This is a genomic window from Methylobacterium sp. UNCCL125, from assembly GCF_900116795.1.
GTDB classification, from domain to species: domain Bacteria; phylum Pseudomonadota; class Alphaproteobacteria; order Rhizobiales; family Beijerinckiaceae; genus Methylobacterium; species Methylobacterium fujisawaense.
Map to the genome: position 1 here is coordinate 15963 of NZ_FPBW01000025.1, position 23102 is coordinate 39064.

Sequence of the window (23102 nt, forward strand, 5' to 3'; positions counted from 1 at the left end):
GGAGGCGTGAGGCCATGCGCGACATCCCGGAGGCCTTCGCGGCCCATCTCGCGGGCGGCGTGACCAATCTGTGCCGCTGCTGGTCCCTCCGGCGGCGCGACGGGCTCGCCCTCGGCTTCACCGACCACGACCGCGACCTGACCGTCGCGGGCCTCGTCCACGCCGCCCGCACCGGGCTGGAGGCGGCCGAGGCCAGCGCCGAACTCGGCTTCGCGGTCTCGGGCGGCGACGTGGCCGGGGCGCTCAGCAGCCTCGGCCTCACCGAGGCGGACATCGCCGGCGGCCTCTACGACGGCGCCGCGGTGGAGACTTGGCTGGTCGACTGGACCAACCCCGAGACGCGGCTTCTCATCGACGTCGCCACCATCGGCGAGGTGCGCCGGGATGGGGACGCCTTCGTGGCGGAGCTGCGCGGCCTCGCCCACCGGCTCGGCGCCGAGCGGGGCCGAACCTACCGGGCGACCTGCGGTGCCGATCTCGGTGATGCGCGCTGCCGGGTGGACCGCGCCGCGTGGACGACCACCGGCCGGGTGACCGGCGTGCCGGAGCCGGCCACGCTCGCGGCGACGCTCGTCGGCGCCTTCGCGGACGGCCTGTTCACCGGCGGGCGGCTCACCTGGACCGCGGGGGCCAATGCCGGGCTCGCGGCGGATCTGCGCCTCCAGCTCGGGTCCCTGATCGAGCTCTGGACCGTGCCACCCCGGCCGGTCGCCGTCGGCGACGGTTTCAGCCTCACGGCCGGGTGCGACAAGCGCCTCGCCACGTGCCGCGACCGCTTCGCCAATGCGGTCAATTTCCAGGGCTTCCCGCACATGCCCGGCAACGACGCGGTGATGCGCGCGGTGCCGGGCTCCGACCACGTCCTCGACGGCGGGAGCCTGTTCCGATGAGCGCGATGCGGCGGGATATCGGTGTTGCGGCGCTCGGCGAGGCGCGCCTGTGGCTGGGCACGCCCTACCGGCATCAGGCCTCGCTCCGGGGCGTAGGGTGCGACTGTCTGGGCTTGCTGCGCGGGGTCTGGCGCGGGCTCTACGGGGACGAGCCGGAGGGGCCGCCCCCCTATTCAGGAACCTGGGCGGAATCGGCCGCGCCCGGGACCGACCCCCTCACCGAAGCGGCCGCCCGCCACCTCGTGCCGGTGCCGGATAGGCCCGCGGCCTGCGCGCCGCGGCCGGGCGACGTCCTGCTCTTCGCCTTCCGCCGCCACCTGCCGGCCCGCCACTGCGCCATCGCCACCGGCGACGGCGCCATGATCCATGCCCACGACGGCGCGGTGGTCGCCGAGGTGGCGCTCACCGGCTGGTGGCGTCGGCACGTGACGGGGGTGTTCCGGTTTCCGGACGTCCCGTCGGGCCGCCGCGGCGTCGCCGAGTCCGACCTGCGGCCCGGCCGCGGTGCGCATCGAGACCGCCGAGTCGATGGCGAACAGGTCGATCTCGGAGCCCCGCCATGGCGACGCTGATCCTGTCCTCGGCCGGCGCGGCGGTGGGCACCGCCCTCGGCGGTCCGATCGGCGGCATGGTCGGCCGGGCGCTCGGCTCGGTCGCGGGCGCGGCGCTGGGCGGCGCCCTGTCGGGGTCCGGGCAATCTACGCGCTTCGTCGAAGGGCCGCGGCTCGCCGACGTGGCCGGGCTCACCTCCACCGAGGGCGATCCGATCCCGCGGGTCTACGGCCGGGCGCGGATCGGCGGTACCCTGATCTGGGCGACCCGTCCGCGGGAGGTCGCCAACACCGCGGTGCAGCGCGCCGCCGCGCCCGCCAAGGCCATGGGCGGCCTGACGGGCGGCCAGAGGACCGTCACGACCCGCTACACCTACTTTGCCAACCTCGCGGTCGGTCTGTGCGAGGGCGAGATCGCCTTCGTCCGCCGGATCTGGGCGGACGGCAAGGAGATCGACCAGGTCGGCCTGAACCTTCGGGTCCATACCGGCGGCCCCGGCCAGGAGCCCGACCCGCTCATCGTCGCCAAGGAGGGGGCTGAGAACGCGCCGGCCTATCGCGGCCTCGCCTATGTGGTGTTCGAGAACCTGCCGCTCGCCGCCTTCGGCAACCGCGTCCCGCAATTCGCCTTCGAGGTGATCCGCCCGGTCAACGGCCTGTTCGGCCGGGTGCGGGCCGTCGACCTGATCCCCGGCGCCAGCGAGTTCGGCCTCGATCCGGACCGGGTCACCGTCGATCTCGGGCTCGGCCGGACCGAGGCCGCCAACCGGCACCAGCTCCAGCGCGGCACCGACGTCGTCGCCTCCCTGGACGCCCTCCAGGCGCTCTGCCCGAACCTGCGCCGGGTCGCCGTGGTGGCGACGTGGTTCGGCACCGACCTGCGGGCGGGATCCTGCCGGGTCGTGCCGAAGGTCGAGGCCGCCCACAAGCGCGCCCTGCCGGAGCATTGGCGCGTCGCCGGGATCACCCGCGATCGGGCCGAGGTGGTCTCGACCCTGCCGGACGGCAGCCCGGCCTATGGCGGCACCCCCGCGGATGCGGGCCTGACCCGGCTGGTGGCCGAGCTGGCGCGCCGGGGGCTCGCGGTGTCGCTCTATCCGTTCGTCATGATGGACGTGCCGGCCGGCAACGCGCTGCCCGACCCGCACGTCCCCGGCGCCGCGCAGCCCGCCTATCCCTGGCGCGGCCGCATCACCTGCGATCCGGCCCCGGGCTGCCCGGGAAGTCCGGACGGGACCGCCGCGGCCGACGCGCAGGTCGCGGCCTTCTTCGCGGGCGGGTACCGTGCTGCTCTCCTCCACTACGCCGGCCTCGCGGCCGGCTGGGCGGCCTCCGGGGTGCCGCTCGCGGCCTTCGTGATCGGCAGCGAGCTCGTCGGCCTCACCCGGGTGCGCGGCGCCGCCGGCTACCCGGCCGTGGACGCCCTGCGCGACCTCGCCGCCGCGCTCCGCGAACGCCTCGGCCCAGCGGTCACCCTGGTCTACGGCGCCGACTGGACCGAATACGGCGCCCATGTCCGCGACGGCGGCGCCACGGTGCGCTTCCCCCTGGACGCGCTGTTCGCCGATCCGAACATCGGCGCCGTGGGGATCGACTGGTACCCGCCCGTCTCCGACTGGCGCGACGACCCGGACCACGCCGACCTCGCGGTGACGGGCGACATCGCCGACCGGGCCTATCTCAAGGCGCGCGGCGCGTCCGGCGAGGCCTTCGACTGGTACTACGCCGACGCGGACGACCGGGCCGCCCAGGCGCGCCGGCCGATCACCGACGGCGCCGCCGGCAAGCCGTGGCTCTACCGGGCCAAGGATCTCGTCGCGTGGTGGTCGAGCCCGCACGTGGAGCGCGACGGCGGCGTCGAGACCCGCAGCACCGCCTGGGTGCCGGCCGGCAAGCCGATCTGGCTCACCGAGATCGGCGTGCCGGCGGTGGACAAGGGCACCAACGGCCCCAACGTCTTCCCGGACCCGAAATCCTCCGAGAGCGCCTTCCCGCCGGAATCCCGGGCCCTGCGGGACGAGCTGATCCAGCTCCGCGGTCTGGAAGCCGTGATCGCCCGGTTCGACCCGGCCGTGCCAGGCTTCCGGGAGGCCGACAACCCGGTCTCGCCGGTCTATGGCGGCCGCATGGTCGATCCCGACGGGATCTTCGTCTGGGCCTGGGACGCGCGGCCCTTCCCGGCCTTCCCGACGGTGCGGGGCGTCTGGGCCGACAACGCCAACTGGCGGGTGGGCCACTGGATCACCGGCCGGATCGAAGGCTGCGACCTCGACCTGCTGGTCCTGAGGATCCTCGCGGATTTCGGCTTCGACGCGCCGGTCTCCGTGGAGGCCGCCGCCTATCTCGACGGCTACGTGATCGACCGGCCGCTCACGGCACGCGGCGCTCTGGAGACGCTGGCGCAGGTCTACGGCCTCGACGTCTCGGCGGTGGCCGGGACCCTGCGCCTGCGCGGTCCCCGCCGCGACCGGCCCGTGGTCCTGGCCGAGGCCGACCTCGTCCGGCTGTCCGAGGACCGGCCGGTCCTGCACCAGGTCCGGGCCGAGGAGAGCGCCCTGCCGCGCTCCGTGGAGCTCGGGATCACCGATTCCGAGAGCCCGGATTACCGCCGCGCCACGGCGGCGGCCGTGCGGCCCGCCGGCCTGCGGCGGCGCGAGACCCGGATCGAGTCGGCGATCGTCACCCGCCGCGAGACCGGCGACGGGCTCGCCGAGGCGCTGCTCGACCGGCTGATCGCGGGCCGCGACAGCGCGGTGTTCACCGTGAGCCCGCGCCGGGTCGAGCTGGAGCCCGGCGACCTCCTGGCGGTGCCCTGCGCGGTGCCGGGCGGCACGGTCCTGCGCCGGATCGACCGGATCGACGACGCGCCCACGGGCCGCCGGATCGAGGCGAGCGGTGTGCCGCCCCGGGCGGGACCCGGGCGCGGGCTGCCTCGCCAGATGGCCCAGGCGGCGGTGGCGCCGCCCGCCTTCCCGGGGCCGCCGCTCGCCCTGGCCCTCGACCTGCCGGTCGACCGCGGCAGCCCGACCGTCCTGCAATACGCCGCGGTGGCGGCCGAACCCTGGCCCGGCGCGGTCGCGATCTGGCGCGCGGTGGGCGACGGACCGCTCGCCCTGCACCGCGTCGTCGACTACCCGGCCTGCCTCGGGCGCACCCTGTCGGCGCTGCCGGCCGGCCCGCTCTGGCGGATCCAGCGGGGTGTGCATCTCGACGTCGCCCTGCGGCGCGGCGCGGCCCTCGCGTCGATCGGGGAGGGCGCGATGCGCGCCGGGGGAAACCTGTTCGCCCTGCTCGGCGCGGATGGCGCCGTGGAGCTGCTCTGCGCGGCGAACGCGCTGCTGACCGGGCCCGACACCTACCGGCTGTCCGGCTTCCTGCGCGGGCTCGCCGGAAGCGAGGCGGCGGCGGGGCGCGTCAGCCCGGCGGGGAGCCTGATCGTGCGCCTCGACGACGGCGCCGTGACGCCCCTGATCGACCGGCTGGACGAGGTCGGCCGCGCCTTCCGCTACCGGATCGGGCCTGCGGACAGCGATCCGGCCGATCCGGCCTTCACCGAGATCACCGCCACGGCCGGCCTCGCGGCGCTCACGCCGCTGCGGCCGGTCCACCTGCGGGCGCGGCGCGGCGCGGATGGCGTGCGGCTCTCCTGGATCCGCCGGGCCCGCCGCGACGGCGACGCCTGGGAGCCGGCCGAGATCCCGCTCGACGAGCCGGAGTCTTACGTGGTGACGCTGTTCTCGGCCGCCGGCACGGCCCTGCGCACGCTCCGGGCCGAGGCCCAGCACTGCATCTACGCGGACGAGGCGGCCGATTTCGGCGGGGCCCAGGCGCATCTCGACGTCGCCGTGGCGCAGATCGGGCAGGTCGCCGGCCTCGGCCCTGCCTGTCGCGCCCGCATCCCCGTCCGCACGGCCTGACCGCCCGGGAGTTGCCTCATGTCCGACGCCACGCCCCATCTCGGCCTGCCGCTGATCGCCGCCAGCCAGGCGCAGAAGCACGTCACCCACAACGAGGCGCTCGGCCTTCTCGACGCCCTCGTCCAGCTGGCCTGCCTGGACAAGGACCTCACCGCGCCGCCGCCGAGCCCCGCGGAGGGCGACCGCTACCTCGTGGTCGCCGCCGAGCCCGGGGGCGCCTGGTCGGGGCTCGCCGGACAGTTGGTGCGCTACGGCGACGGCGTCTGGGCCGGCGCGGTGCCGCGGGCCGGCTGGCTCGCCTGGCTGATCGACGAGGCCGACCTCTACGTCTTCGACGGCGCGGCCTGGACGAGCTTGAGCCGGACGCTGACGGCGATCCAGAGCGTCAGCCGCCTCGGGATCAACACGGGGGCGGACGCCACCAACCGCCTCGCCGTCAAGGCCGATGCCGCGCTTCTGACCTGGGACGACGCCACGCCGGGCAGCGGCGACATGCGGGTGTTCGTCAACCGCAAGGCCGCCGCCCGCGACGCCGCTCTGGTCTTCGAGACCGGCTACGCGGCGCGGGCGATGCTGGGCACCCTCGGGAGCGACGACTTCAGCCTGAAGGTCTCGCCCGACGGGTCCGCCTTCGCCACGGCGCTCACTGCCTCGGCCCGGACCGGCGGGATCGACTTCGCCTCGGCCGAGACGGCGCTCGCGGCCGCCCCCACCACCGACCTCGGCGGTGCGGGCACGCGGCGGGTCCTCGTCACCGGCGCGGCACGGATCGCGAGCTTCGGCGCCGCGGCCGACCGGGAGCGGTTCGTGCGCTTCTCGGGGGCCGCGACCCTGGTCCACGATCCTGAGGCGCTGGCGCTGCCGACCCGGGCCGATCTCGTCACGGCCCCCGACGACACCTGCATCGCCACCTCGGACGCGGCGGGCCGCTGGCGCGTGCACCACTACCAGCGCGCCGACGGGACGCCGCTCGCGACCGGCGCGCAGGTGCTCGGCGCGACCGGGTCGGTCCGGCTCCCGGGCGGCCTGATCGTGCAATGGGGGCTCGTCACCGCCGCCGACGCGGACGTCGCGGTGGCGTTCGGCACCGCCTTCCCGGGGAGCTGCCTCGGGGTCTGGGCGCAGCCGGTCGCCGGCGCCGGCGCCGCGCTCTACGCCGCGCAAGTCAGCGACGTGGCAGTCGCCGGGTTCACGCTCCGCACCCGTCGCGCGACGGCCGGTTCGGTGGCGGGCGCCGGGTCGGTACCGACCTACTGGCTCGCGCTGGGTGCGTGAGCGCCTGACCCTGCGGGTCCGTCGCGGCCGCGTCCGCTGTCAGTCCGGGACTGCGCCGAGAGCCCGCAGCATCACCGGCTCCACGGCCGCGTACCCCGCCCCGTTGAGGTGGATGCCGTCGTCGGTGAGATCCCGCCGGAGCGCCCCCTCCGCCGTGGCGAGCGCCGGCCCGTAATCGACGAGGCGGGCGGGGCCCGCCGCGCAATAGCCGCGCAGCCATCCGTTCAGGGCGCGGATCCGCGCCACCGGGCGCAACTCGGGGCGCCAGCCCCAGAAGTCGCTCGGCATCACGGTGCCGATGGTGAGCGGCAGACCGGCCGCGAAGGCCATCCGCCCCATGGCGATGATGTTCTGGGCGATCGCCCGGTCCGGGACCGGGCCGCCGATCTCCGCGATGTCGTTGATCCCGCAGAGCAGATGGACGCCGCGCGCATCCGCGGTGTCCCGGAGGAAGCGCGCCCGGATCTGCGCGCTCGTCTCGCCCGGCACCCCCCGGGCCACGAAGCCGTGTCGCGCGAAGGTCTCGGCCCGCACGACGCCCCAGGCGGCGGTGATCGAATCGCCGATGAACACGAGCGGCCGGTCCTGTCCGCGTCCCACACGTCCCCCATCGGCGCCGCGCCCGGGATCGGGCGGCGCCGCCTTAGCCCGGCGGGGTCGGGCACGCCACCGTCCGGAGCACGCCCATGTCGAGCCCCCTCCCGAATGCGCGGGATCCCTTCGCCGCCGCATGCCGCCGCCTCGGGCCGCGGCTGATGCGCGATCTCGGCCTGAGTGACGTCCAGGCCGCCGGGCTCCTGGGCAATCTCGGCTACGAGACCGGCGGGTTCCGCCACCTCCAGGAGATCGCCCCCGCGGTGCCCGGCTCCCGCGGCGGATGGGGGCTCGCCCAGTGGACCGGCCCCCGGCGCGTCGCCCTGGAGGCCTGGTGCCGGGCGCGCGGCCTCGATCCCGCCGATCCCGAAGCGGGCTACGGCTATCTCTGCGCCGAGCTGCGCACGACCGAGGCGCCGGCCCTCGCCGCCCTGAGAACCACGACGACCCTCGCGGCCGCCACCGAGACGGTCTGGCGGCGCTACGAGCGGCCGGGCGTCGTCGCCCCCGCGCGCCGCCTCGCCTGGGCCCGCCGGGCGCTCGCCGCCCTTCGCGACGGCCCCGCCGCTCCGGCACCGGCCCGGCGGCCCGGACGGGCCTGACCGGCCCCGTCGCACCCGATCCCGAGCCGGCCGGGTCCGCCGCGCGCATAGCCACGGAGATCGACGATGATGCACCGTATCCGGGCGGGCCTCGCCCTGGCCTGCACGAGCCTGTCGCTTGCCGCGCTCGCCGAGCCGGCCGCCGCCCGTTCCGCCACCGACTTGGCGATCCCGTGGGGCGACTGGCTGGTCGGCCTGCTCCAGCCGGTGACCGCCGCCCTCGTGCCCCTCGCCGCCGCCGCCGTCACCGCCGGCATCGCCCGGGTCGCGCCCTGGGCCGCCTCGGTGCTCACCCGCGATCGGATCGAGGCCGCGATCCGCGCCGGGGCCGAGTTCGGGCAGAATGCCGTGGCCGGGGCCGCCCGGGGCCGGACCGTCGGCGTCGATGTCGGCGCCGCAGTGGTGGCCGCCGGCGCCCGTCATGTGCTCGCGACCGCCCCCGCGCACGTCGTCCGGAAGGCGGGCGGGCCCGAGGGCGTCGCCGCGCGGATCTTCCGGGCGCTGCCCCTCGATCCGCAGGCGAGCGCCGCCAACGTCCTCGCCCCGGCGCTGACCCAACTGCGCGAGCCGGACAAGCGCCCCGGCTGAGGCCGGCGCCCCGGGAGCCCGTGGAACAGGGATCGACGCCATGAACACCGCCCGCACCACGACCCGCAGGGCCTCGGGACGGGCGGTCGAGCCCCCCGAGGACGGGGCCGGTCCCGGCGTCGCGCTGGGCGGCCGGCCCCGGACGATCCGCTTCCCGCCCTTCTGGCACGCGTGGTTTGCGCGTCAGACCGAGCCGCGGCTCGCCGCCCTCGACGAGCTGGTCGACGCGCATGTCGAGCGCCGGGCGCTGCGCCGCTACCTGCGGCGGCTGAAGCACGCGACGGTGTTCGCCTTCGTCGCCGCGGCGGCGGCCGCGCACTGGTTCTCCGATCAGGTCGCGTGGCTCGCCGCGCATGTCCCGGCCCTGCGGGCCCTCTGGAAGCTGCTGACGGGAGCGTGAGATGCGTCTGCGCTGGGACAGGGTTCTCGACCGGGCCTGGCTCGCCCTGGCCGCCACCGCGGCGGTGACGGTCGCCGTCCACGAGGGCGGTGCGGTCGGCCGGCGCGCCTGGACGCTCGGGTCCGGCGGCGGCGCGCTGGCCGCGCCGGCGGGACCCGGCGGGGTCAACCCGCCGGCCCGCGCCGCCCTGGCCTGCGGGCCCGCCCCGGCTCCGTCGCCATGACAGCGGTCGACGCGCCTGTGCGAAGCGGCCCGCGGCGTGGAACCGGGCGCCGCCTCGGCCGTCATGTCGGCACGATGCCGTCCGCCGCCAGATCAACCGCGAAGGGAATGTCCGGACCGACGCCGACAACCGCCGGGGTTGACGCACGGCTACGTATTCAGGACGCATTCAGTGCCCTGGGCGCACATCGTTCGCCAATGCGCTACGCCATCGCCCTCGTCGCCATCAGCCTGACCGCCGCGGCCCTCGCCGCGGGCGGGTTCGGCTCCATGGCGGATGACGGGCCGGCCCCCCAGACGGGCGCCGTATCCAGCCAGGCGCCGCTGCGCATCGAGAGCTGCCTGTCCCCCGCCGACCTGCGCGAGGAGGTCGGCGAGCGGCGGGTGATCCCGCCCGTGGCGGCGATCCGCGCGGCCCGCACGGTGATCCCCCGGGCCGAGATCCAGCGGGCGAGCCTCTGCCGTCACGAGGGCGGCCTCGTCTATATGCTCACCGCCTTGCGCCGGGACGGGCATTTCGTGCACGTGATCGTGGATGCGCGCACCGGCACCGTGGCGGGACAGTATTGAGCGGGCGCCGCAACCGTGTCGGAGGGGAGTAAGCCGTGCGACTGCTCGTCGTCGAGGATGACAAGGACATCAACCGGCAGGTCGTGGCCGCGCTGGAGGAGGCCGGCTACGTGGCCGACAAGGCCTATGACGGCGAGGAGGGCGGCTATCTCGGCGAGAGCGAGCCCTACGACGCCATCATCCTCGACATGGGCCTGCCCAAGGCCGACGGCGTCACGGTGCTCCAGAAGTGGCGCCGGGCCGGCGTGAAGACGCCGGTGATCATCCTCACCGCCCGGGACCGCTGGTCCGACAAGGTCGACGGTTTCGATGCCGGTGCCGACGACTACGTCACCAAGCCCTTCCACATGGAGGAGCTGATGGCCCGCGTCCGGGCGCTGCTGCGCCGCGCCGCCGGACACGCCACCAGCCAGATCGCCTGTGGGCCGGTCACCCTCGACACACGCTCCGGCAAGGTCTTCGTCGACGGCGCCCAGGTGAAGCTGACGAGCCACGAGTACCGGCTGCTCTCCTACCTGATGCACCATACCGGCCGGGTCGTGTCCCGGGCCGAACTCACCGAGCACCTCTACGATCAGGATTTCGACCGTGACTCGAACACGATCGAGGTGTTCGTGGGCCGCCTGCGCAAGAAGCTCGCGGTGGACCTGATCCAGACCGTGCGCGGCCTCGGCTATCTCGTGGATCCCAACCAGCCGCCGGCGCGGATGTGAGCGCGGCCGCACGTTCCGGCACGCTGCCGGCCGTCTTCATGCGCGGCGGCACCAGCAAGGCGCTGATGCTGCACCGTCGGGACGTACCGGGAGATGTCGCCGCCCGGGAGCCGGTCTTCCTCTCCACCATGGACAGTCCCGACCCGTTCGGGCGGCAGCTCAACGGCATGGGCGGGGGCGTCTCGTCGGTGTCGAAGACCTGTGTGGTGGAGCGCTCCGCGCGGCCGGATGCCGACATCGACGACACCTTCTTGCAGGTCGTGGTTGGCGACGGCTGGCGGGTCGCGCGCGGCGCGTTCGTCCGCACGGCGCGCCCGCTGATGCGGGGCGCCGTGTTCGACGATGCGCCGCCGCCCGTCTGAGCGACCGACGCATCCATGATCGACCTCATCGGCCTCTTCTCCCTGCGCCGCCGCTCCATCGCGGTGCGGCTCGCCGTGTCGGCGTTCCTGTCGAGCTCCGCGATTCTGCTGATCGCGGCCTGGATCCTCACGACCCTCTACCGCGAGAACACCGAGCGCTCCTTCGACAGCCGGCTCCTCGTCTTCGCCAACAACCTCGCCACCGATCTCGTCTCGCCCAACGATCCCGAGAGCCGGACCTTCTCGCTGGGCGATCCGCGCTTCGACCTGCCCCTGTCCGGCTGGTACTGGCAGGTCGGCAAGCCCGACGCGAAGCCGCGGGACGTGCGCACCTCCCGCTCGCTGGTCGGCGTGCCGCTGCCGGCGGCCACCGATTCGGACGGCAAGGCCGGCGTCGGCCAGATCCGCCAGGGCTACGGCAAGGGGCAGGACGGGCGCCTCCTGCGCATCATGGAGCGCGACGTCGACCTCGGCGAGGAGGGCCGCTACACGGTCCGGGTCGCGGGACCCGCCGACGAGATCGTCAACGACGTCGACCGGTTCCGCAATTCACTGACCATCACCTTCGGCCTGCTGGGCCTGTCGCTGGCGATCACAACCCTGCTGCAGATCCGGTTCGGCCTCGCGCCGCTCAAGAAGATGCGTGCGGCGCTGGGCGCCGTGCGCCGGGGCGAGGCCGACCGCATCACCGGCACCTATCCCCGCGACATCGCGCCGCTCACCGGCGAGGTGAACCTCCTGATCGAGACCAACCGGGAGATCCTGGAGCGCGCCCGCACCCAGGTCGGCAACCTCGCCCACGCCTTGAAGACGCCGCTCTCGATCATCGTCAACGAGGTCGGCGCCTCCGATGCCCCCGAGGAGCTGACGCACAAGATCCGCGAGCAGGCTGCGGTGATGCGCGATCAGGTCAATTACCATCTGGACCGGGCGCGGGCCGCGGCGCTCGCCGGCACGCTCGGCACCTCGACCGAGGTGGAGCCGGCGCTGGCCGGCCTCGTGCGCACCTTCGGGAAGATCTACCGGGACAAGGATATCGCCTACGACGTCCACGTGCCTCCCGGCCTGCGCTTCCGCGGCGAGCGCCAGGACTTCGAGGAGATGGTCGGCAACCTCGTCGACAACGCGTCGAAATGGGCCCACGGCCGGGTGGCGATCCGGGCCGAGGCGGTCGACAAGGACGATTATCCCCACCTCGTCGTCGCCATCGAGGATGACGGCCCCGGCCTGCCGCCGGAGGCCCGCCAGGCCGTGCTCGGCCGGGGGCGGCGCCTCGACGAATCGAAGCCCGGATCCGGCCTCGGCCTGTCGATCGTGGCCGACCTCGCCGCCCTGTACCGGGGGCGGTTCACCCTGGAGGAGGGAGCACTCGGCGGCCTGCGGGCGGTGCTGGAGGTGCCGGGCGACCTGCCCGTCGGCACCGCGACCCACTGAGGCCGTCCGCGAGTTCCGCGAGGGGGCGGTGTGAGGCCGACGCGGCCTCATGGCCCAGCCCAGGCCCTTGTCATCGTGGGAGAGTTGCGTGACACCGTGCCGCCGTCGGGAGGCGTCGTGGCATCACGCTGCCGGCTCCACAGGGCGTGGGGAGGGGCGGGCCGGTCCGGCTCGTTGGCGGAAAGGTCCATGACGGCGATCTGGTTCATTCTGGCGGCCATGACCGCGGCGACCGTTCTCGGCCTGCTCTGGCCGATGTCGCGGCGCGCCGCCGTGCCGACCGGCGAGGCGGGCGGGAGCGGGCTCGCCACCGAGACCGCCTTCTACGAGGATCAGATCGCCGAGATCGACCGCGACCTCGAACGCGGCCTGATCGCTCCGGACGAGGCCGAGACCGCCAAGGCCGAGGCGGCCCGCCGCCTGCTCCGGGCAAGCCGCGAGGCGCAGCGTGAGGCCGAGGATGCCGGCCTCGTCGAGGCCGCGCGCCCGGCCGAGCCGCGCCTGCGCCGGCGGCGGGCCGCCTCGGCCTTCGCGCTCTCCACCATTCCCCTCGTGGCGCTGATCGCCTACGGCCTCTACGGCTCGCCCGAACTGCCCGCCCAGACGGAAGCCGACCGGCAGGCCACCCGCGGCGGGGCCGACGAACTCATGAAGGCTGTGGGGCAGATCGAGGCGCGCCTCGCCCGGGACCCGAACGACGCCCGCGGCTGGGCGGTGCTCGCCCCGGTCTACATGCGCACCGGCCGCTTCGACGATGCCGCCCGCGCCTACGCCAACATCGCGCGCCTGAAGGGCGAGACCGCCGACACCCTCGCCGATCAGGCCGAGGCCCTCACGGCGGCCGGCGACGGCACCGTCTCGCCCGAGGCCAAGGCCCTGTTCGAGAAGGCCCAGGCCAAGGAGCCGAACGCCCCGAAGCCGCGCTTCTATCTGGCCCGGGCGGCCGAGCAGGCCGGCGATACCGGTGAGGCAATCCGCCAGCTCACCGAACTCGAGGCCAGCAGCCCGCCGACCGCCCCCTGGCTCGGAATCGTCAAGCAGAGCCTCGCCCGCCTCAAGGGCGAGCCGCCGCCGCCCCCGACGACGCCCCAGGCCGCCCCGAAGATCCCGGCCGAGCAGCAGGCGGCGATCCGCGGCATGGTCGACGGTCTCGATGCCCGTCTCAAGGCCGGCGGCGGCACCTCCGACGAATGGCTGAGGCTCGTCCGGTCCCGGGTGGTCCTCGGCGAGCCCGATCAGGCGGCCGCCGCCCTGGCCCGGGCCCGGACCGCCCTCGCGGGTGACCCGCAGGGGCTCGCCCAGGTGGAGCAGGGCGCCCGCGCCGTGGGACTCGGCGCGGAGGGCGCGGCGCCCGGGCCCGCCGGGTCGGGTGAGGCCGGCCCGACCGCGCAGGCCGAGAAGGAGGCCGCGATGGCGGCGGTGCGCGCCATGCCGCAGGCGGAGCAGCAGGCGGCGATTCGCAGCATGGTCGAGGGGCTCGACCGGCGCCTCGCCGCACGGGGCGGCACGCCGGACGAGTGGATGCGCCTCGTGCGCTCCTACAGCGCGCTGGGCGAGCGCGACCAGGCCGTGAAGGCCCTCGACCGCGCCCGGATGGCGCTGGCCGCCAACAGCGACGCGGTGGCGCGGCTCGACGGACTCGCCCGGGAGCTGGACCTCGCCGCCAAGCCGAATCCCTGACAAGCCCGATCCGCGACACCGCGAAATCGTGAGGCCGCCTGCGCGGAACGGGGCCCGTACGACAATCGGTCCTGATGCCCGCCCTTGACCCGCGGGCGCCTGGAGCCGACACCCTCAAGACTAGAATGAGAACGGTTCCGGTCGGGGCGGGTCTCCGCGCGCCGGACCGCGGGGTGGAAGTATCGTGACGCGTAAGAAACGCCGCCTGATCCTGATCGCCGCCTGCGGCAGCGTGCTGGCGCTCGCCGTGGGGCTGATCCTGTACGCCATGAGCGGCTCGATCGTGTTCTTCCGCTCGCCCACCGACATCGCCCAGCAGGCCATCGCCCCGGGTACGCGCCTGCGGCTCGGCGGTCTGGTGAAGGACGGCTCGCTCAGGCGCGGCCCGGACCAGACGGTCGACTTCGCCGTCACCGACACGAACGCCACCGTCGCGGTCCACTACAAGGGGCTGCTGCCGGACCTGTTCCGGGAAGGGCAGGGCGTGGTCGCCGAGGGGGTCCTGGAGCCCGGCGGCGAGTTCCGCGCCGACACGGTGCTCGCCAAGCACGACGAATCCTACATGCCCCGCGAGGTGGCCGACGCGCTGAAGGCGCAGGGGCGCTGGCAGGAGGGGGGGCCGAACAAGGCGGCCCCGGCGCCGAAACCCGCTACGGCGGCGGCGGACAGCACCCTCGGCCCCCGCAGCGAGCGGTGAGGGAATCCGCATGATCGTCGAGACCGGTCACTTCGCCCTCGCGCTCGCGCTGGCGATCTCCCTCGTCCAGATGGTGATGCCGATCTGGGCGGCACGTTCGGGCGATCCGGCCCTGCGCCAGACCGCTTCGCAGGCGGCGCTCGGCGCCTTCGCCTGCGTGTTGTTCGCCTTCGCGGCGCTCACCTGGGCGCACGTCACCTCCGATTTCTCGGTCCAGAACGTCGTCGAGAATTCGCACACGCAGAAGCCGCTGATCTACAAGCTGTCCGGCGTCTGGGGGAACCACGAGGGCTCGATGCTCCTCTGGGTGCTGATCCTCACGCTGTTCGGCGCCTGCGTGGCCGCCGCCAAGAACGCGGTGCCGCCGCAGCTGCGGGCCAACACCCTGGGCGTGCAGGGGCTGATCACCTTCGTGTTCGTGCTGTTCATCATCACGACCTCGAACCCGTTCACCCGCGTGATCCCGGCGCCGCTCGAGGGCAACGACCTCAACCCGCTGCTGCAGGATCCCGGCCTCGCGATCCATCCGCCGCTCCTCTATGTCGGCTATGTCGGCTTCTCGATCAGCTTCGCCTTCGCGGTGGCCGCGCTGATCGACGGGCGGATCGACGCCGTCTGGGCGCGGGCGGTGCGACCCTGGACGCTGACCGCGTGGTGCTTCCTGACCCTCGGAATCGCGATGGGCTCCTATTGGGCCTATTACGAACTCGGCTGGGGCGGCTGGTGGTTCTGGGATCCGGTCGAGAACGCCTCGCTGATGCCGTGGATCGCCGGCACGGCGCTGCTCCACTCCACGGTGGTGATGGAGAAGCGCGACGCCCTGAAGGTCTGGACGGTGCTGCTCGCCATCCTGACCTTCTCGCTCTCGCTGATCGGCACCTTCCTGGTCCGCTCCGGGGTCATCACCTCGGTGCATTCCTTCGCCACCGACCCGACCCGCGGCGTCTTCATCCTGGCGATCCTGGTGCTGTTCATCGGCGGCTCGCTGACGCTGTTCGCGTGGCGCGCGCCGCTGCTCCGGCAGGGCGGTCTGTTCGCGCCGATCTCCCGCGAGGGCTCGCTCGTCCTCAACAATCTCTTCCTAGTGGCGGCCTGCGCCACCGTGCTGGTCGGCACCCTCTACCCGCTGGTGCTGGAGATGCTGACCGGCGAGAAGATCACGGTCGGGCCGCCCTTCTTCAATTCCACCTTCGTGCCGCTCGCGATCCCGCTGCTGCTGATCGTGCCCGTGGGGCAGGCGCTGGCCTGGAAGCGCGGCGACGTGCTCGCCGCCGCCCAGCGCCTTTTCGCCGCGCTGGCGGTGGCCCTGGTCGTCGGCTTCGTGGTCCTGGCCCTTACCTGGGGCGGCCCGGTCCTGGCGCCGGTGGGGATCGGCCTCGGCGCCTATCTGCTGATCGGCTCCGTTCTGGAGATCGTCACCCGCGCCCGGGGCTACGGGGCGAGCCGGGCCCGCTCGCTCGGCCAGATCGGGCGCCGCGCCTTCGGCCTGCCGCGCTCGGCCTGGGGCACCGCCATCGCCCATGCCGGGGTCGGCGTGGTGGTGCTGGGCATCGCCGCGCAGGGCTGGGCCACCGAGGGCTTGGCGACCCTCAAGCCCGGCCAGACTCTGGCGACGGGGCCGTACACGGCCACCCTGGACCGGGTCGCGCCGCGCAAGGGACCGAACTACGAGGAGGCCGCCGCCTACCTGACGATCCGCACCCGGGCCGGCGACGAGGTCGGCCAGGTCGAGACCGGCAAGCGCTTCTACCCGAGCCGCAAGATGGCGGTGACGGAGTCCGGGCTGCTGACGATCGGCGCCAGCCAGGTCTATGCGAGCCTCGGCGAGATCGGCCAGGACGGTGGCGTCGGCCTGCGCCTCTACTACAAGCCGCTGGTCCTGCTGATCTGGCTCGGGGCGGTGGTGATGGCGGTCGGCGGCGGCCTGTCGCTGACGGACCGGCGGATGCGCGTGGGCGTCCCCGCCAAGGCGAAGGCGCGGCCGCTCCCCGTCGCGGTGCCGGCCGAATGATGGCGCGCCGCTCCCTCCGACCGGCCCTGGCGGCGCTGGCCCTGCTGGCGTCGCTTCCCGCCCACGCGGTCCAGCCCGACGAGGTGCTGAAGGATCCCACCCTGGAGCACCGCGCCCGGGAGATCTCGGCCGAGCTGCGCTGTCTCGTCTGCCAGAACCAGTCGATCGACGATTCCGACGCGCCGCTCGCCAAGGACCTGCGCCTGATCGTGCGCGAGCGGCTGCAGAAGGGGGACAGCGACAAGGCGGTGCTCGATTACGTCGTGGCGCGCTATGGCGAGTTCGTGCTGCTGCGCCCGGTCTTCGCGCTGCACACCCTGCTGCTCTGGCTGACCCCGGTTCTGGCGGTGCTGCTGGGCGGCTTCGGCCTCTGGCGCCTCGCCCGCCGCCGGCCGCCCGCGCCGGTCCGGACTCTGTCGGCCGCCGAGCAGGCGGAGGTCGCGGCGCTGCTGCGACGCGATTAGAATTGGGGGCGGTAGCGATTCGCCCGCCCCATTCGGCACGAGTCTTGGATCGGGCTTCGCAGACCGCATGATCGGCGACGCGCCCCGGGGCAGGACGATGACGGCCGCTACGCTCACCATCTCGAGCCGCAATTATTCCTCGTGGTCGCTGCGGGGCTGGCTGATCTGCCGGATGGCCGGTCTCGACTTCCAGACCGAGGTCCTGTCCGGCACGGATGCCACCAGCCGGGCGGAGCTGCTGCACCTGTCGCCGTCGTTCCTGGTGCCGCGCCTGCGCCACGGCGACGTGGTCGTCTGGGACACCCTGGCCATCGCCGAATACCTCGCCGAGACTTTTCCCGCGGCCGGTTTCCTTCCCGGCAACGCGGCGGAGCGCGCCCATTGCCGGTCCATCTCCGGCGAGATGCATTCCGGCTTCGTCAATCTCCGCTCGGCCCTGCCGATGAACCTGCGTGCCTTCCACCCTGACTTCCGGGTGTTCAACGGCGCGAAGGCCGACATCGAGCGTATCGTGACGATCTTCGACGATTGCCTGGACCGCTACGACGGGCCGTACCTGTTCGGAGCGCGACCGTGCCTGGCGGACGCCATGTATGCCCCGGTCTGCACCCGCTTCCGCACCTACGACGTCGCCCTGCCGCCCCGCGCCGCCGCCTACCGCGACACGATCCTGCACTGGCCGCTGATGGTGGAATGGGCGGAAGCCGCTGCCGACGAGCCGGACGAGATCGAAGAACTGGAGATGGAGTTCTGACGAGCCGCCTGCTTGGCGTCCGGCCTGCGCAGGTCGTCCCTGCGAGCGGGGCGCGCAGGCAACCCGGACGCCCTCCTTCGGTCGCTCCCAGTCGCCGCCGTACGACGGCGACTCACGCACCCAACGATCCAGGTGACGGGACACGGGCCAGCGTCGCGGAGGTGCATGGCTCGCGCCGCTCGGAAAGGCAGAGGCGGACGATCGAGCAGATTCACCGTGTGGATGCAATTTATTGCAGGGCACAAATTCATGTTGCGCCGCACGCAGATGTAGTCCGTCACCGCTCCGATTCAAAAAATGAATTTCTGACAAAGAATTAGCCGGAATCGGCCGGGGCGCGGTCGGCCGGGTTACAGCTCGACAAACGTCCTTTGTCGAGCGACCGGACTGCGCGATTGAAGCCAACCGGCATTTCTGTTCCTCTTCGCATTAGAACAGGAACAGACTGGGCTGGAAACCATGGCGCGTCACGAGCCCTGGAGCGCGGAGCGCGCATCCGGGATCATCGCCGAACACACCCATCTCGAAGGGGCCACGCTGCCGATCCTGCACGCGCTGCAGGAGACGTTCGGCTACGTGGATTCCGGCGCTGTGCCGCTGATCGCGGACGCGCTGAACCTGTCGCGCGCCGAGGTGCACGGCTGCATCACCTTCTACCACGATTTCCGCGCCCACCCCGCCGGCCGCCACGAGGTGAAGCTGTGCCGGGCCGAGGCCTGTCAGGCCATGGGCTCCGACAAGCTCCATCGCGAGATCCTCGGCCGCCTCGGCTGCGGCTGGCACGAGACCACCGCCGACGGCAGCGCCACGGTGGAGCCGGTCTACTGCCTCGGCCTCTGCGCCAACGGTCCCGCCGCGCTGGTGGACGGTGAGCCCGTCGCGCACCTGACCGCCGACGCCCTCGAAGCTGCACTGACGGAGGTGCGCCAGTGAGCGTGACCCTCTACATTCCCCGCGATGCCGTCGCCCTCGGCCTCGGCGCCAACAAGGTCGCCCGCGCCCTCTTCGCCGGCGCCGAACGCCGCGGTCTCGACGTCACCATCGTGCGCACCGGTTCCCGCGGCCTGTTCTGGCTGGAGCCGATGGTCGAGGTCGGCACGCCCGAGGGGCGCGTCGCCTACGGCCCGGTCAAGCTGGCGGATATCGACGCCCTTCTGGATGCCGGCCTCGCCACCGGCGGTGACCATACCCTGCGCCTCGGTGATCCTGAAAAAATCCCCTACCTCGCCCGGCAGCAGCGGCTGACTTTCCACCGCTGCGGCGTGATCGATCCGGTCTCCGTGGACGATTACCGGGCTCATGGCGGCTATCGCGGCCTCGAAGCCGCGCTGAAGCTCGATGCCGAGGGCATCGTCGCGGCGGTGCGCGATTCCGGCTTGCGCGGCCGGGGTGGTGCCGGCTTCCCGGCCGGCATCAAGTGGAACACCGTGATGCTCGCCAAGGCGGACCAGAAGTATGTGGTCTGCAACGCCGACGAGGGCGATTCCGGCACCTTCGCCGACCGGATGATGGTGGAGGGCGACCCCTTCAACCTCATCGAGGGCATGACCATCGCGGCCGTCGCGACTGGTGCCACCCGCGGTTACATCTACCTGCGCTCCGAGTACCCGCAGGCGTTTGCCACCCTGAAGGAGGCCATCGCCAACGGCGTGACCGCCGGCGTGCTCGGCGAGAACATCCTGGGCTCGGGCAAGACCTTCCATCTGGAAGTGCGCCTCGGCGCCGGCGCCTATATCTGCGGCGAGGAGACCTCGCTGCTGGAGAGCCTCGAGGGCAAGCGCGGCATCGTCCGCGCCAAGCCGCCGATCCCGGCGCTGAAGGGCTTCCTTGGCAAGCCGACGCTGGTCAACAACGTCATGACCTTCACGGCCGTGCCGTGGATCCTGGAGAACGGCGCCAAGGCCTATGCCGATTACGGCATGGGCCGCTCGCTGGGCACCCTGCCGATCCAGCTCGCCGGCAACATCAAGCACGGCGGCCTGATCGAGATGGCCTTCGGCATCACACTCCGGCAGGTGATCGAGGATTTCGGCGGCGGCACCCGTTCGGGTCGGCCGGTCCGGGCCGTGCAGGTCGGCGGGCCGCTCGGGGCCTACTTCCCCGACCATCTCCTCGACACGCCCCTCGACTACGAGGCAATGGCGGCCAAGAAGGGCCTCGTCGGCCACGGCGGCATCGTGGTGTTCGACGACACCGTCGACATGGCCGCCCAGGCCCGCTTCGCCTTCGAGTTCTGCGCCACCGAGTCCTGCGGCAAGTGCACCCCCTGCCGCATCGGCGCCACCCGCGGCGTCGAGACCATGGACAAGGTCATCGCCGGCATCCGGCCGGATGCGAATCTCAAGCTGGTCGAGGACCTCTGCGAGGTCATGACCGACGGGTCGCTCTGCGCCATGGGCGGGCTCACCCCGATGCCCGTCATGAGCGCGATCACCCATTTCCCCGAGGATTTCAGGCGCGCCGGCGATCTGCCGGCCGCGGCCGAGTAAGGAGGCGTCGATGGGCCTGATCAAGGAGATCGACTACGGCACGCCGATCCGCGTGGCGGAACAGACCGTCACGCTGACGATCGACGGCATGTCTGTGACGGTGCCGGCGGGCACCTCGGTGATGGCGGCGGCGATGCATGCCGGGACGCAGATCCCGAAGCTCTGCGCCACCGATAGCCTGGAGCCGTTCGGCTCCTGCCGCCTCTGCCTCGTGGAGATCGAGGGCCGGCGCGGCACCCCGGCCTCCTGCACGACCCCGGCCGAGAACGGCATGGTCGTCCACACGCAGAACGAGAAGCTCGCCAAGCTCCGCAAGGGCGTGATGGAGCTCTACATCTCCGATCACCCGCTGGACTGCCTGACCTGCGCGGCCAACGGCGATTGCGAGCTGCAGACGCAGGCCGGCGTCGTCGGCCTGCGGGACGTCCGCTATGGCTATGACGGCGACAACCACGTCAAGCCGAGCGCCGAGAAGTATCTGCCGAAGGACGAGTCGAACCCGTACTTCACCTACGACCCGTCGAAGTGCATCGTCTGCAACCGCTGCGTGCGCGCCTGCGAAGAGGTGCAGGGCACCTTCGCGCTGACCATCGCGGGCCGCGGCTTCGACAGCCGCGTGGCCGCCGGCCCGACCAACTTCTTCGAGTCGGAATGCGTCTCCTGCGGCGCCTGCGTGCAGGCCTGCCCGACCGCGACCCTTCAGGAGAAGTCGATCCACGAGTACGGCCAGCCCGAGCACGCCGAGGTGACGACCTGCGCCTATTGCGGCGTCGGCTGCTCGTTCAAGGCCGAGATGCAGGGCGAGCGCGTCGTCCGCATGGTCCCCTACAAGGGCGGCAAGGCCAATGAGGGCCATAGCTGCGTGAAGGGCCGCTTCGCCTACGGCTACGCCACCCACAAGGACCGCATCACCAAGCCGATGATCCGCGAGAAGATCACGGATCCGTGGCGCGAGGTCTCCTGGGAGGAGGCCATCGACCGGGCGGCCTCCGAGTTCAAGCGGATCCAGGCCAAGTACGGCAAGGATTCGGTCGGCGGCATCACCTCGTCGCGCTGCACCAACGAGGAGGCCTACCTCGTCCAGAAGCTCGTGCGCGCCGCCTTCGGCAACAACAACGTCGATACCTGCGCCCGCGTCTGCCACTCGCCGACCGGCTACGGCCTGATGTCGACGCTGGGCACCTCGGCCGGCACACAGGACTTCAAGTCGGTGGAGCATTCCGACGTGATCCTGGTGATCGGCGCCAATCCCACCGACGGCCACCCGGTCTTCGGCTCGCGGATGAAGAAGCGCCTGCGTCAGGGCGCCAAGCTGATCGTCGCCGATCCGCGCAAGATCGACCTCGTGAAGTCGCCCCACATCAAGGCCGACTATCACCTGCCGCTGAAGCCCGGCTCCAACGTCGCCTTCATCAACTCGCTGGCGCACGTGATCGTCACCGAGGGGCTGATCGACGAGGCCTATGTCCGCGAGCGCTGCGACCTCGCCGAGTTCGAGTCCTGGGCCCGGTTCATCGCCGATGAGCGGCACTCCCCGGAGAGCCAGCAGCCCTTCACCGGTCTCGACCCGGCGGAAGTCCGCGGGGCGGCCCGGCTCTACGCCAAGGGCGGCGCGGCCGGCATCTACTACGGTCTGGGCGTCACCGAGCACAGCCAGGGCTCGACCATGGTGATGGGCATGGCCAACATCGCCATGGCCACCGGCAACATCGGCAAGCTCGGCGCCGGCGTGAACCCGCTGCGCGGCCAGAACAACGTGCAGGGCTCCTGCGACATGGGCTCGTTCCCGCACGAGCTCACCGGCTACCGCCACGTCTCGGACGACGCCACCCGCGAGAGCTTCGAGGCCCTCTGGGGCGCCAAGCTCGACAACGCGCCGGGCCTGCGCATCACCAACATGCTCGACGAGGCCGTCGAGGGCTCGTTCAAGGGCATGTACATCCAGGGTGAGGACATCGCGCAGTCCGACCCGGACACGCACCACGTCACCTCGGGCCTGATGGCGATGGAGTGCATCGTCGTCCAGGATCTGTTCCTGAACGAGACCGCCAAATACGCCCACGTCTTCCTGCCGGGTGCCTCGTTCCTGGAGAAGGACGGCACCTTCACCAACGCCGAGCGCCGCATCTCGCGGGTCCGCAAGGTGATGGCCCCGATGGGCGGCTACGGCGACTGGGAGGGCACGGTGCTGCTCTCCAACGCGCTGGGCTACAAGATGGAGTACAGCCACCCGTCCGAGATCATGGACGAGATCGCCTCGCTCACCCCGAGCTTCACCGGCGTGTCCTACGCCAAGCTCGACGAGCTCGGCTCGGTGCAGTGGCCCTGCAACGAGAAGGCGCCGCTCGGGACGCCGATGATGCACGTGGACCGGTTCGTCCGCGGCAAGGGTCGGTTCATGATCACCGAGTTCGTGGCCACCGAGGAGCGGACGGGGGCGAAGTTCCCGCTGATCCTCACCACGGGCCGGATCCTGTCCCAGTACAATGTCGGCGCGCAGACCCGGCGCACCGAGAACTCGCGCTGGCACGAGGAGGACGTGCTGGAGATCCACCCGTTCGACGCGGAGCTGCGCGGCATCGTCGACGGCGATCTCGTCGCTCTGGAGAGCCGCTCGGGCGACATCGCCCTCAAGGCCAAGATCTCCGAGCGGATGCAGCCGGGCGTGGTCTACACGACCTTCCACCACGCCAAGACCGGCGCCAACGTCATCACCACCGACTACTCGGACTGGGCGACCAACTGCCCCGAGTACAAGGTGACGGCGGTGCAGGTCCGGCGGACCAACCGGCCGTCCGACTGGCAGGCGAAGTTCTACGAGGAGGACTTCTCCCTGACCCGGATCGCCAATTCCCAGGGCACTGCGCTCGACGCGGCGGAGTAAGAGTA

At 72.6% G+C, this 23102-nt stretch carries 21 protein-coding genes; 20 read left to right on the plus strand and 1 reads right to left on the minus strand.

The features are described 5' to 3' along the window. The first annotated feature begins 14 nt into the window (after nt 1–14). The 4 genes from BM396_RS23255 to BM396_RS23270 are packed head-to-tail and all read left to right on the plus strand — an operon-like array spanning nt 15 to nt 6633. Nucleotides 15–890 (plus strand): DUF2163 domain-containing protein, encoded by an 876-nt coding sequence (locus BM396_RS23255; RefSeq protein WP_043387345.1) that lies wholly within the window; start codon nt 15–17, stop codon nt 888–890. Continuing rightward, entirely contained in the window at nt 887–1462 is a 576-nt protein-coding gene (locus BM396_RS23260; protein WP_051976247.1) for an NlpC/P60 family protein, read from the plus strand. The genes BM396_RS23255 and BM396_RS23260 overlap by 4 nt, the downstream gene beginning before the upstream one ends. Next, on the plus strand, nt 1450–5358 hold the full coding sequence (locus BM396_RS23265; protein ID WP_043387344.1) for a baseplate multidomain protein megatron: 3909 nt from the start codon (nt 1450–1452) through the stop codon (nt 5356–5358). The genes BM396_RS23260 and BM396_RS23265 overlap by 13 nt, the downstream gene beginning before the upstream one ends. A gap of 18 nt (nt 5359–5376) precedes the next feature. Further along, the gene (locus BM396_RS23270; protein ID WP_043387342.1) at nt 5377–6633 is read left to right on the plus strand and encodes a DUF2793 domain-containing protein; all 1257 of its coding nucleotides are present in this window, start codon (nt 5377–5379) and stop codon (nt 6631–6633) included. Nucleotides 6634–6672: 39 nt separating this feature from the next. On the opposite strand, the gene BM396_RS23275 is transcribed toward BM396_RS23270, so the two are convergent. Next, on the minus strand, nt 6673–7233 hold the full coding sequence (locus BM396_RS23275; RefSeq protein ID WP_244538933.1) for a GDSL-type esterase/lipase family protein: 561 nt from the start codon (nt 7231–7233) through the stop codon (nt 6673–6675). A gap of 86 nt (nt 7234–7319) precedes the next feature. On the opposite strand from BM396_RS23275, the gene BM396_RS23280 reads away from it, so the two are divergent. From BM396_RS23280 to fdhF, 16 genes are all read left to right on the plus strand, one after another. Further along, nucleotides 7320–7829, plus strand: a complete 510-nt coding sequence (locus BM396_RS23280) for a phage tail tip lysozyme (protein ID WP_043387340.1) — start codon at nt 7320–7322, stop codon at nt 7827–7829. 66 nt (nt 7830–7895) lie between these two features. Then, the gene (locus BM396_RS23285; protein WP_051976246.1) at nt 7896–8417 is read left to right on the plus strand and encodes a hypothetical protein; all 522 of its coding nucleotides are present in this window, start codon (nt 7896–7898) and stop codon (nt 8415–8417) included. Nucleotides 8418–8457: 40 nt separating this feature from the next. Next, nucleotides 8458–8817 carry a hypothetical protein gene (locus BM396_RS23290; protein ID WP_043387337.1) on the plus strand — a complete coding sequence of 120 codons (360 nt, stop codon included), beginning with the start codon at nt 8458–8460 and terminating at the stop codon, nt 8815–8817. Nucleotide 8818: 1 nt separating this feature from the next. Further along, nucleotides 8819–9040, plus strand: coding sequence for a hypothetical protein (locus BM396_RS23295; RefSeq protein WP_043354856.1), 222 nt, complete (start codon nt 8819–8821; stop codon nt 9038–9040). Between the two features lie 197 nt (nt 9041–9237). Continuing rightward, the gene (locus BM396_RS23300) at nt 9238–9609 is read left to right on the plus strand and encodes a PepSY domain-containing protein (RefSeq protein WP_043354854.1); all 372 of its coding nucleotides are present in this window, start codon (nt 9238–9240) and stop codon (nt 9607–9609) included. Between the two features lie 35 nt (nt 9610–9644). Further along, nucleotides 9645–10322, plus strand: coding sequence for a response regulator transcription factor (locus BM396_RS23305; protein WP_012321897.1), 678 nt, complete (start codon nt 9645–9647; stop codon nt 10320–10322). After that, nucleotides 10319–10684 carry a PrpF domain-containing protein gene (locus BM396_RS23310; RefSeq protein WP_043349508.1) on the plus strand — a complete coding sequence of 122 codons (366 nt, stop codon included), beginning with the start codon at nt 10319–10321 and terminating at the stop codon, nt 10682–10684. The genes BM396_RS23305 and BM396_RS23310 overlap by 4 nt, the downstream gene beginning before the upstream one ends. A gap of 15 nt (nt 10685–10699) precedes the next feature. Continuing rightward, nucleotides 10700–12118: an ATP-binding protein gene (locus BM396_RS23315; RefSeq protein ID WP_043349505.1), complete on the plus strand. Its 1419-nt coding sequence runs from the start codon at nt 10700–10702 to the stop codon at nt 12116–12118. A 189-nt stretch (nt 12119–12307) separates the two neighbouring features. Then, the gene (ccmI, locus tag BM396_RS23320; RefSeq protein ID WP_043760134.1) at nt 12308–13798 is read left to right on the plus strand and encodes a c-type cytochrome biogenesis protein CcmI; all 1491 of its coding nucleotides are present in this window, start codon (nt 12308–12310) and stop codon (nt 13796–13798) included. A gap of 184 nt (nt 13799–13982) precedes the next feature. Continuing rightward, nucleotides 13983–14495 (plus strand): cytochrome c maturation protein CcmE, encoded by a 513-nt coding sequence (ccmE, locus tag BM396_RS23325; RefSeq protein WP_043388080.1) that lies wholly within the window; start codon nt 13983–13985, stop codon nt 14493–14495. A 10-nt stretch (nt 14496–14505) separates the two neighbouring features. Beyond that, nucleotides 14506–16506, plus strand: coding sequence for a heme lyase CcmF/NrfE family subunit (locus BM396_RS23330; RefSeq protein WP_043388081.1), 2001 nt, complete (start codon nt 14506–14508; stop codon nt 16504–16506). Next, complete coding sequence (locus tag BM396_RS23335; protein WP_043388082.1) at nt 16506–16970, plus strand: cytochrome c-type biogenesis protein; 465 nt, start codon at nt 16506–16508, stop codon at nt 16968–16970. The genes BM396_RS23330 and BM396_RS23335 overlap by 1 nt, the downstream gene beginning before the upstream one ends. Nucleotides 16971–17067: 97 nt before the next feature. After that, on the plus strand, nt 17068–17724 hold the full coding sequence (locus BM396_RS23340; RefSeq protein ID WP_043349495.1) for a glutathione S-transferase family protein: 657 nt from the start codon (nt 17068–17070) through the stop codon (nt 17722–17724). 459 nt (nt 17725–18183) lie between these two features. After that, a complete protein-coding gene (locus tag BM396_RS23345; RefSeq protein ID WP_010684574.1) occupies nt 18184–18657 on the plus strand; it encodes a formate dehydrogenase subunit gamma in 474 nt (157 codons plus the stop codon). Continuing rightward, complete coding sequence (locus tag BM396_RS23350; RefSeq protein WP_043388084.1) at nt 18654–20213, plus strand: formate dehydrogenase beta subunit; 1560 nt, start codon at nt 18654–18656, stop codon at nt 20211–20213. Before BM396_RS23345 ends, BM396_RS23350 begins: the two co-directional genes overlap by 4 nt. 10 nt (nt 20214–20223) lie before the next feature. After that, nucleotides 20224–23097 carry a formate dehydrogenase subunit alpha gene (fdhF, locus tag BM396_RS23355; protein ID WP_043349489.1) on the plus strand — a complete coding sequence of 958 codons (2874 nt, stop codon included), beginning with the start codon at nt 20224–20226 and terminating at the stop codon, nt 23095–23097. Nucleotides 23098–23102: the final 5 nt, after the last annotated feature.

Bases quoted from the DNA above. Each gene is read 5' to 3' on its own strand.
- BM396_RS23265 (WP_043387344.1), top strand. From the start codon at position 1,450: ATGGCGACGCTGATCCTGTCCTCGGCCGGCGCGGCGGTGGGCACCGCC.
- BM396_RS23345 (WP_010684574.1), top strand. From the start codon at position 18,184: ATGGCGCGTCACGAGCCCTGGAGCGCGGAGCGCGCATCCGGGATCATC.
- BM396_RS23300 (WP_043354854.1), top strand. From the start codon at position 9,238: ATGCGCTACGCCATCGCCCTCGTCGCCATCAGCCTGACCGCCGCGGCC.
- BM396_RS23295 (WP_043354856.1), top strand. From the start codon at position 8,819: ATGCGTCTGCGCTGGGACAGGGTTCTCGACCGGGCCTGGCTCGCCCTG.
- BM396_RS23255 (WP_043387345.1), top strand. From the start codon at position 15: ATGCGCGACATCCCGGAGGCCTTCGCGGCCCATCTCGCGGGCGGCGTG.
- ccmI (WP_043760134.1), top strand. From the start codon at position 12,308: ATGACGGCGATCTGGTTCATTCTGGCGGCCATGACCGCGGCGACCGTT.
- BM396_RS23260 (WP_051976247.1), top strand. From the start codon at position 887: ATGAGCGCGATGCGGCGGGATATCGGTGTTGCGGCGCTCGGCGAGGCG.
- BM396_RS23270 (WP_043387342.1), top strand. From the start codon at position 5,377: ATGTCCGACGCCACGCCCCATCTCGGCCTGCCGCTGATCGCCGCCAGC.
- BM396_RS23335 (WP_043388082.1), top strand. From the start codon at position 16,506: ATGGCGCGCCGCTCCCTCCGACCGGCCCTGGCGGCGCTGGCCCTGCTG.
- fdhF (WP_043349489.1), top strand. From the start codon at position 20,224: ATGGGCCTGATCAAGGAGATCGACTACGGCACGCCGATCCGCGTGGCG.
- BM396_RS23290 (WP_043387337.1), top strand. From the start codon at position 8,458: ATGAACACCGCCCGCACCACGACCCGCAGGGCCTCGGGACGGGCGGTC.
- BM396_RS23330 (WP_043388081.1), top strand. From the start codon at position 14,506: ATGATCGTCGAGACCGGTCACTTCGCCCTCGCGCTCGCGCTGGCGATC.
- BM396_RS23280 (WP_043387340.1), top strand. From the start codon at position 7,320: ATGTCGAGCCCCCTCCCGAATGCGCGGGATCCCTTCGCCGCCGCATGC.
- BM396_RS23315 (WP_043349505.1), top strand. From the start codon at position 10,700: ATGATCGACCTCATCGGCCTCTTCTCCCTGCGCCGCCGCTCCATCGCG.
- BM396_RS23340 (WP_043349495.1), top strand. From the start codon at position 17,068: ATGACGGCCGCTACGCTCACCATCTCGAGCCGCAATTATTCCTCGTGG.
- BM396_RS23285 (WP_051976246.1), top strand. From the start codon at position 7,896: ATGATGCACCGTATCCGGGCGGGCCTCGCCCTGGCCTGCACGAGCCTG.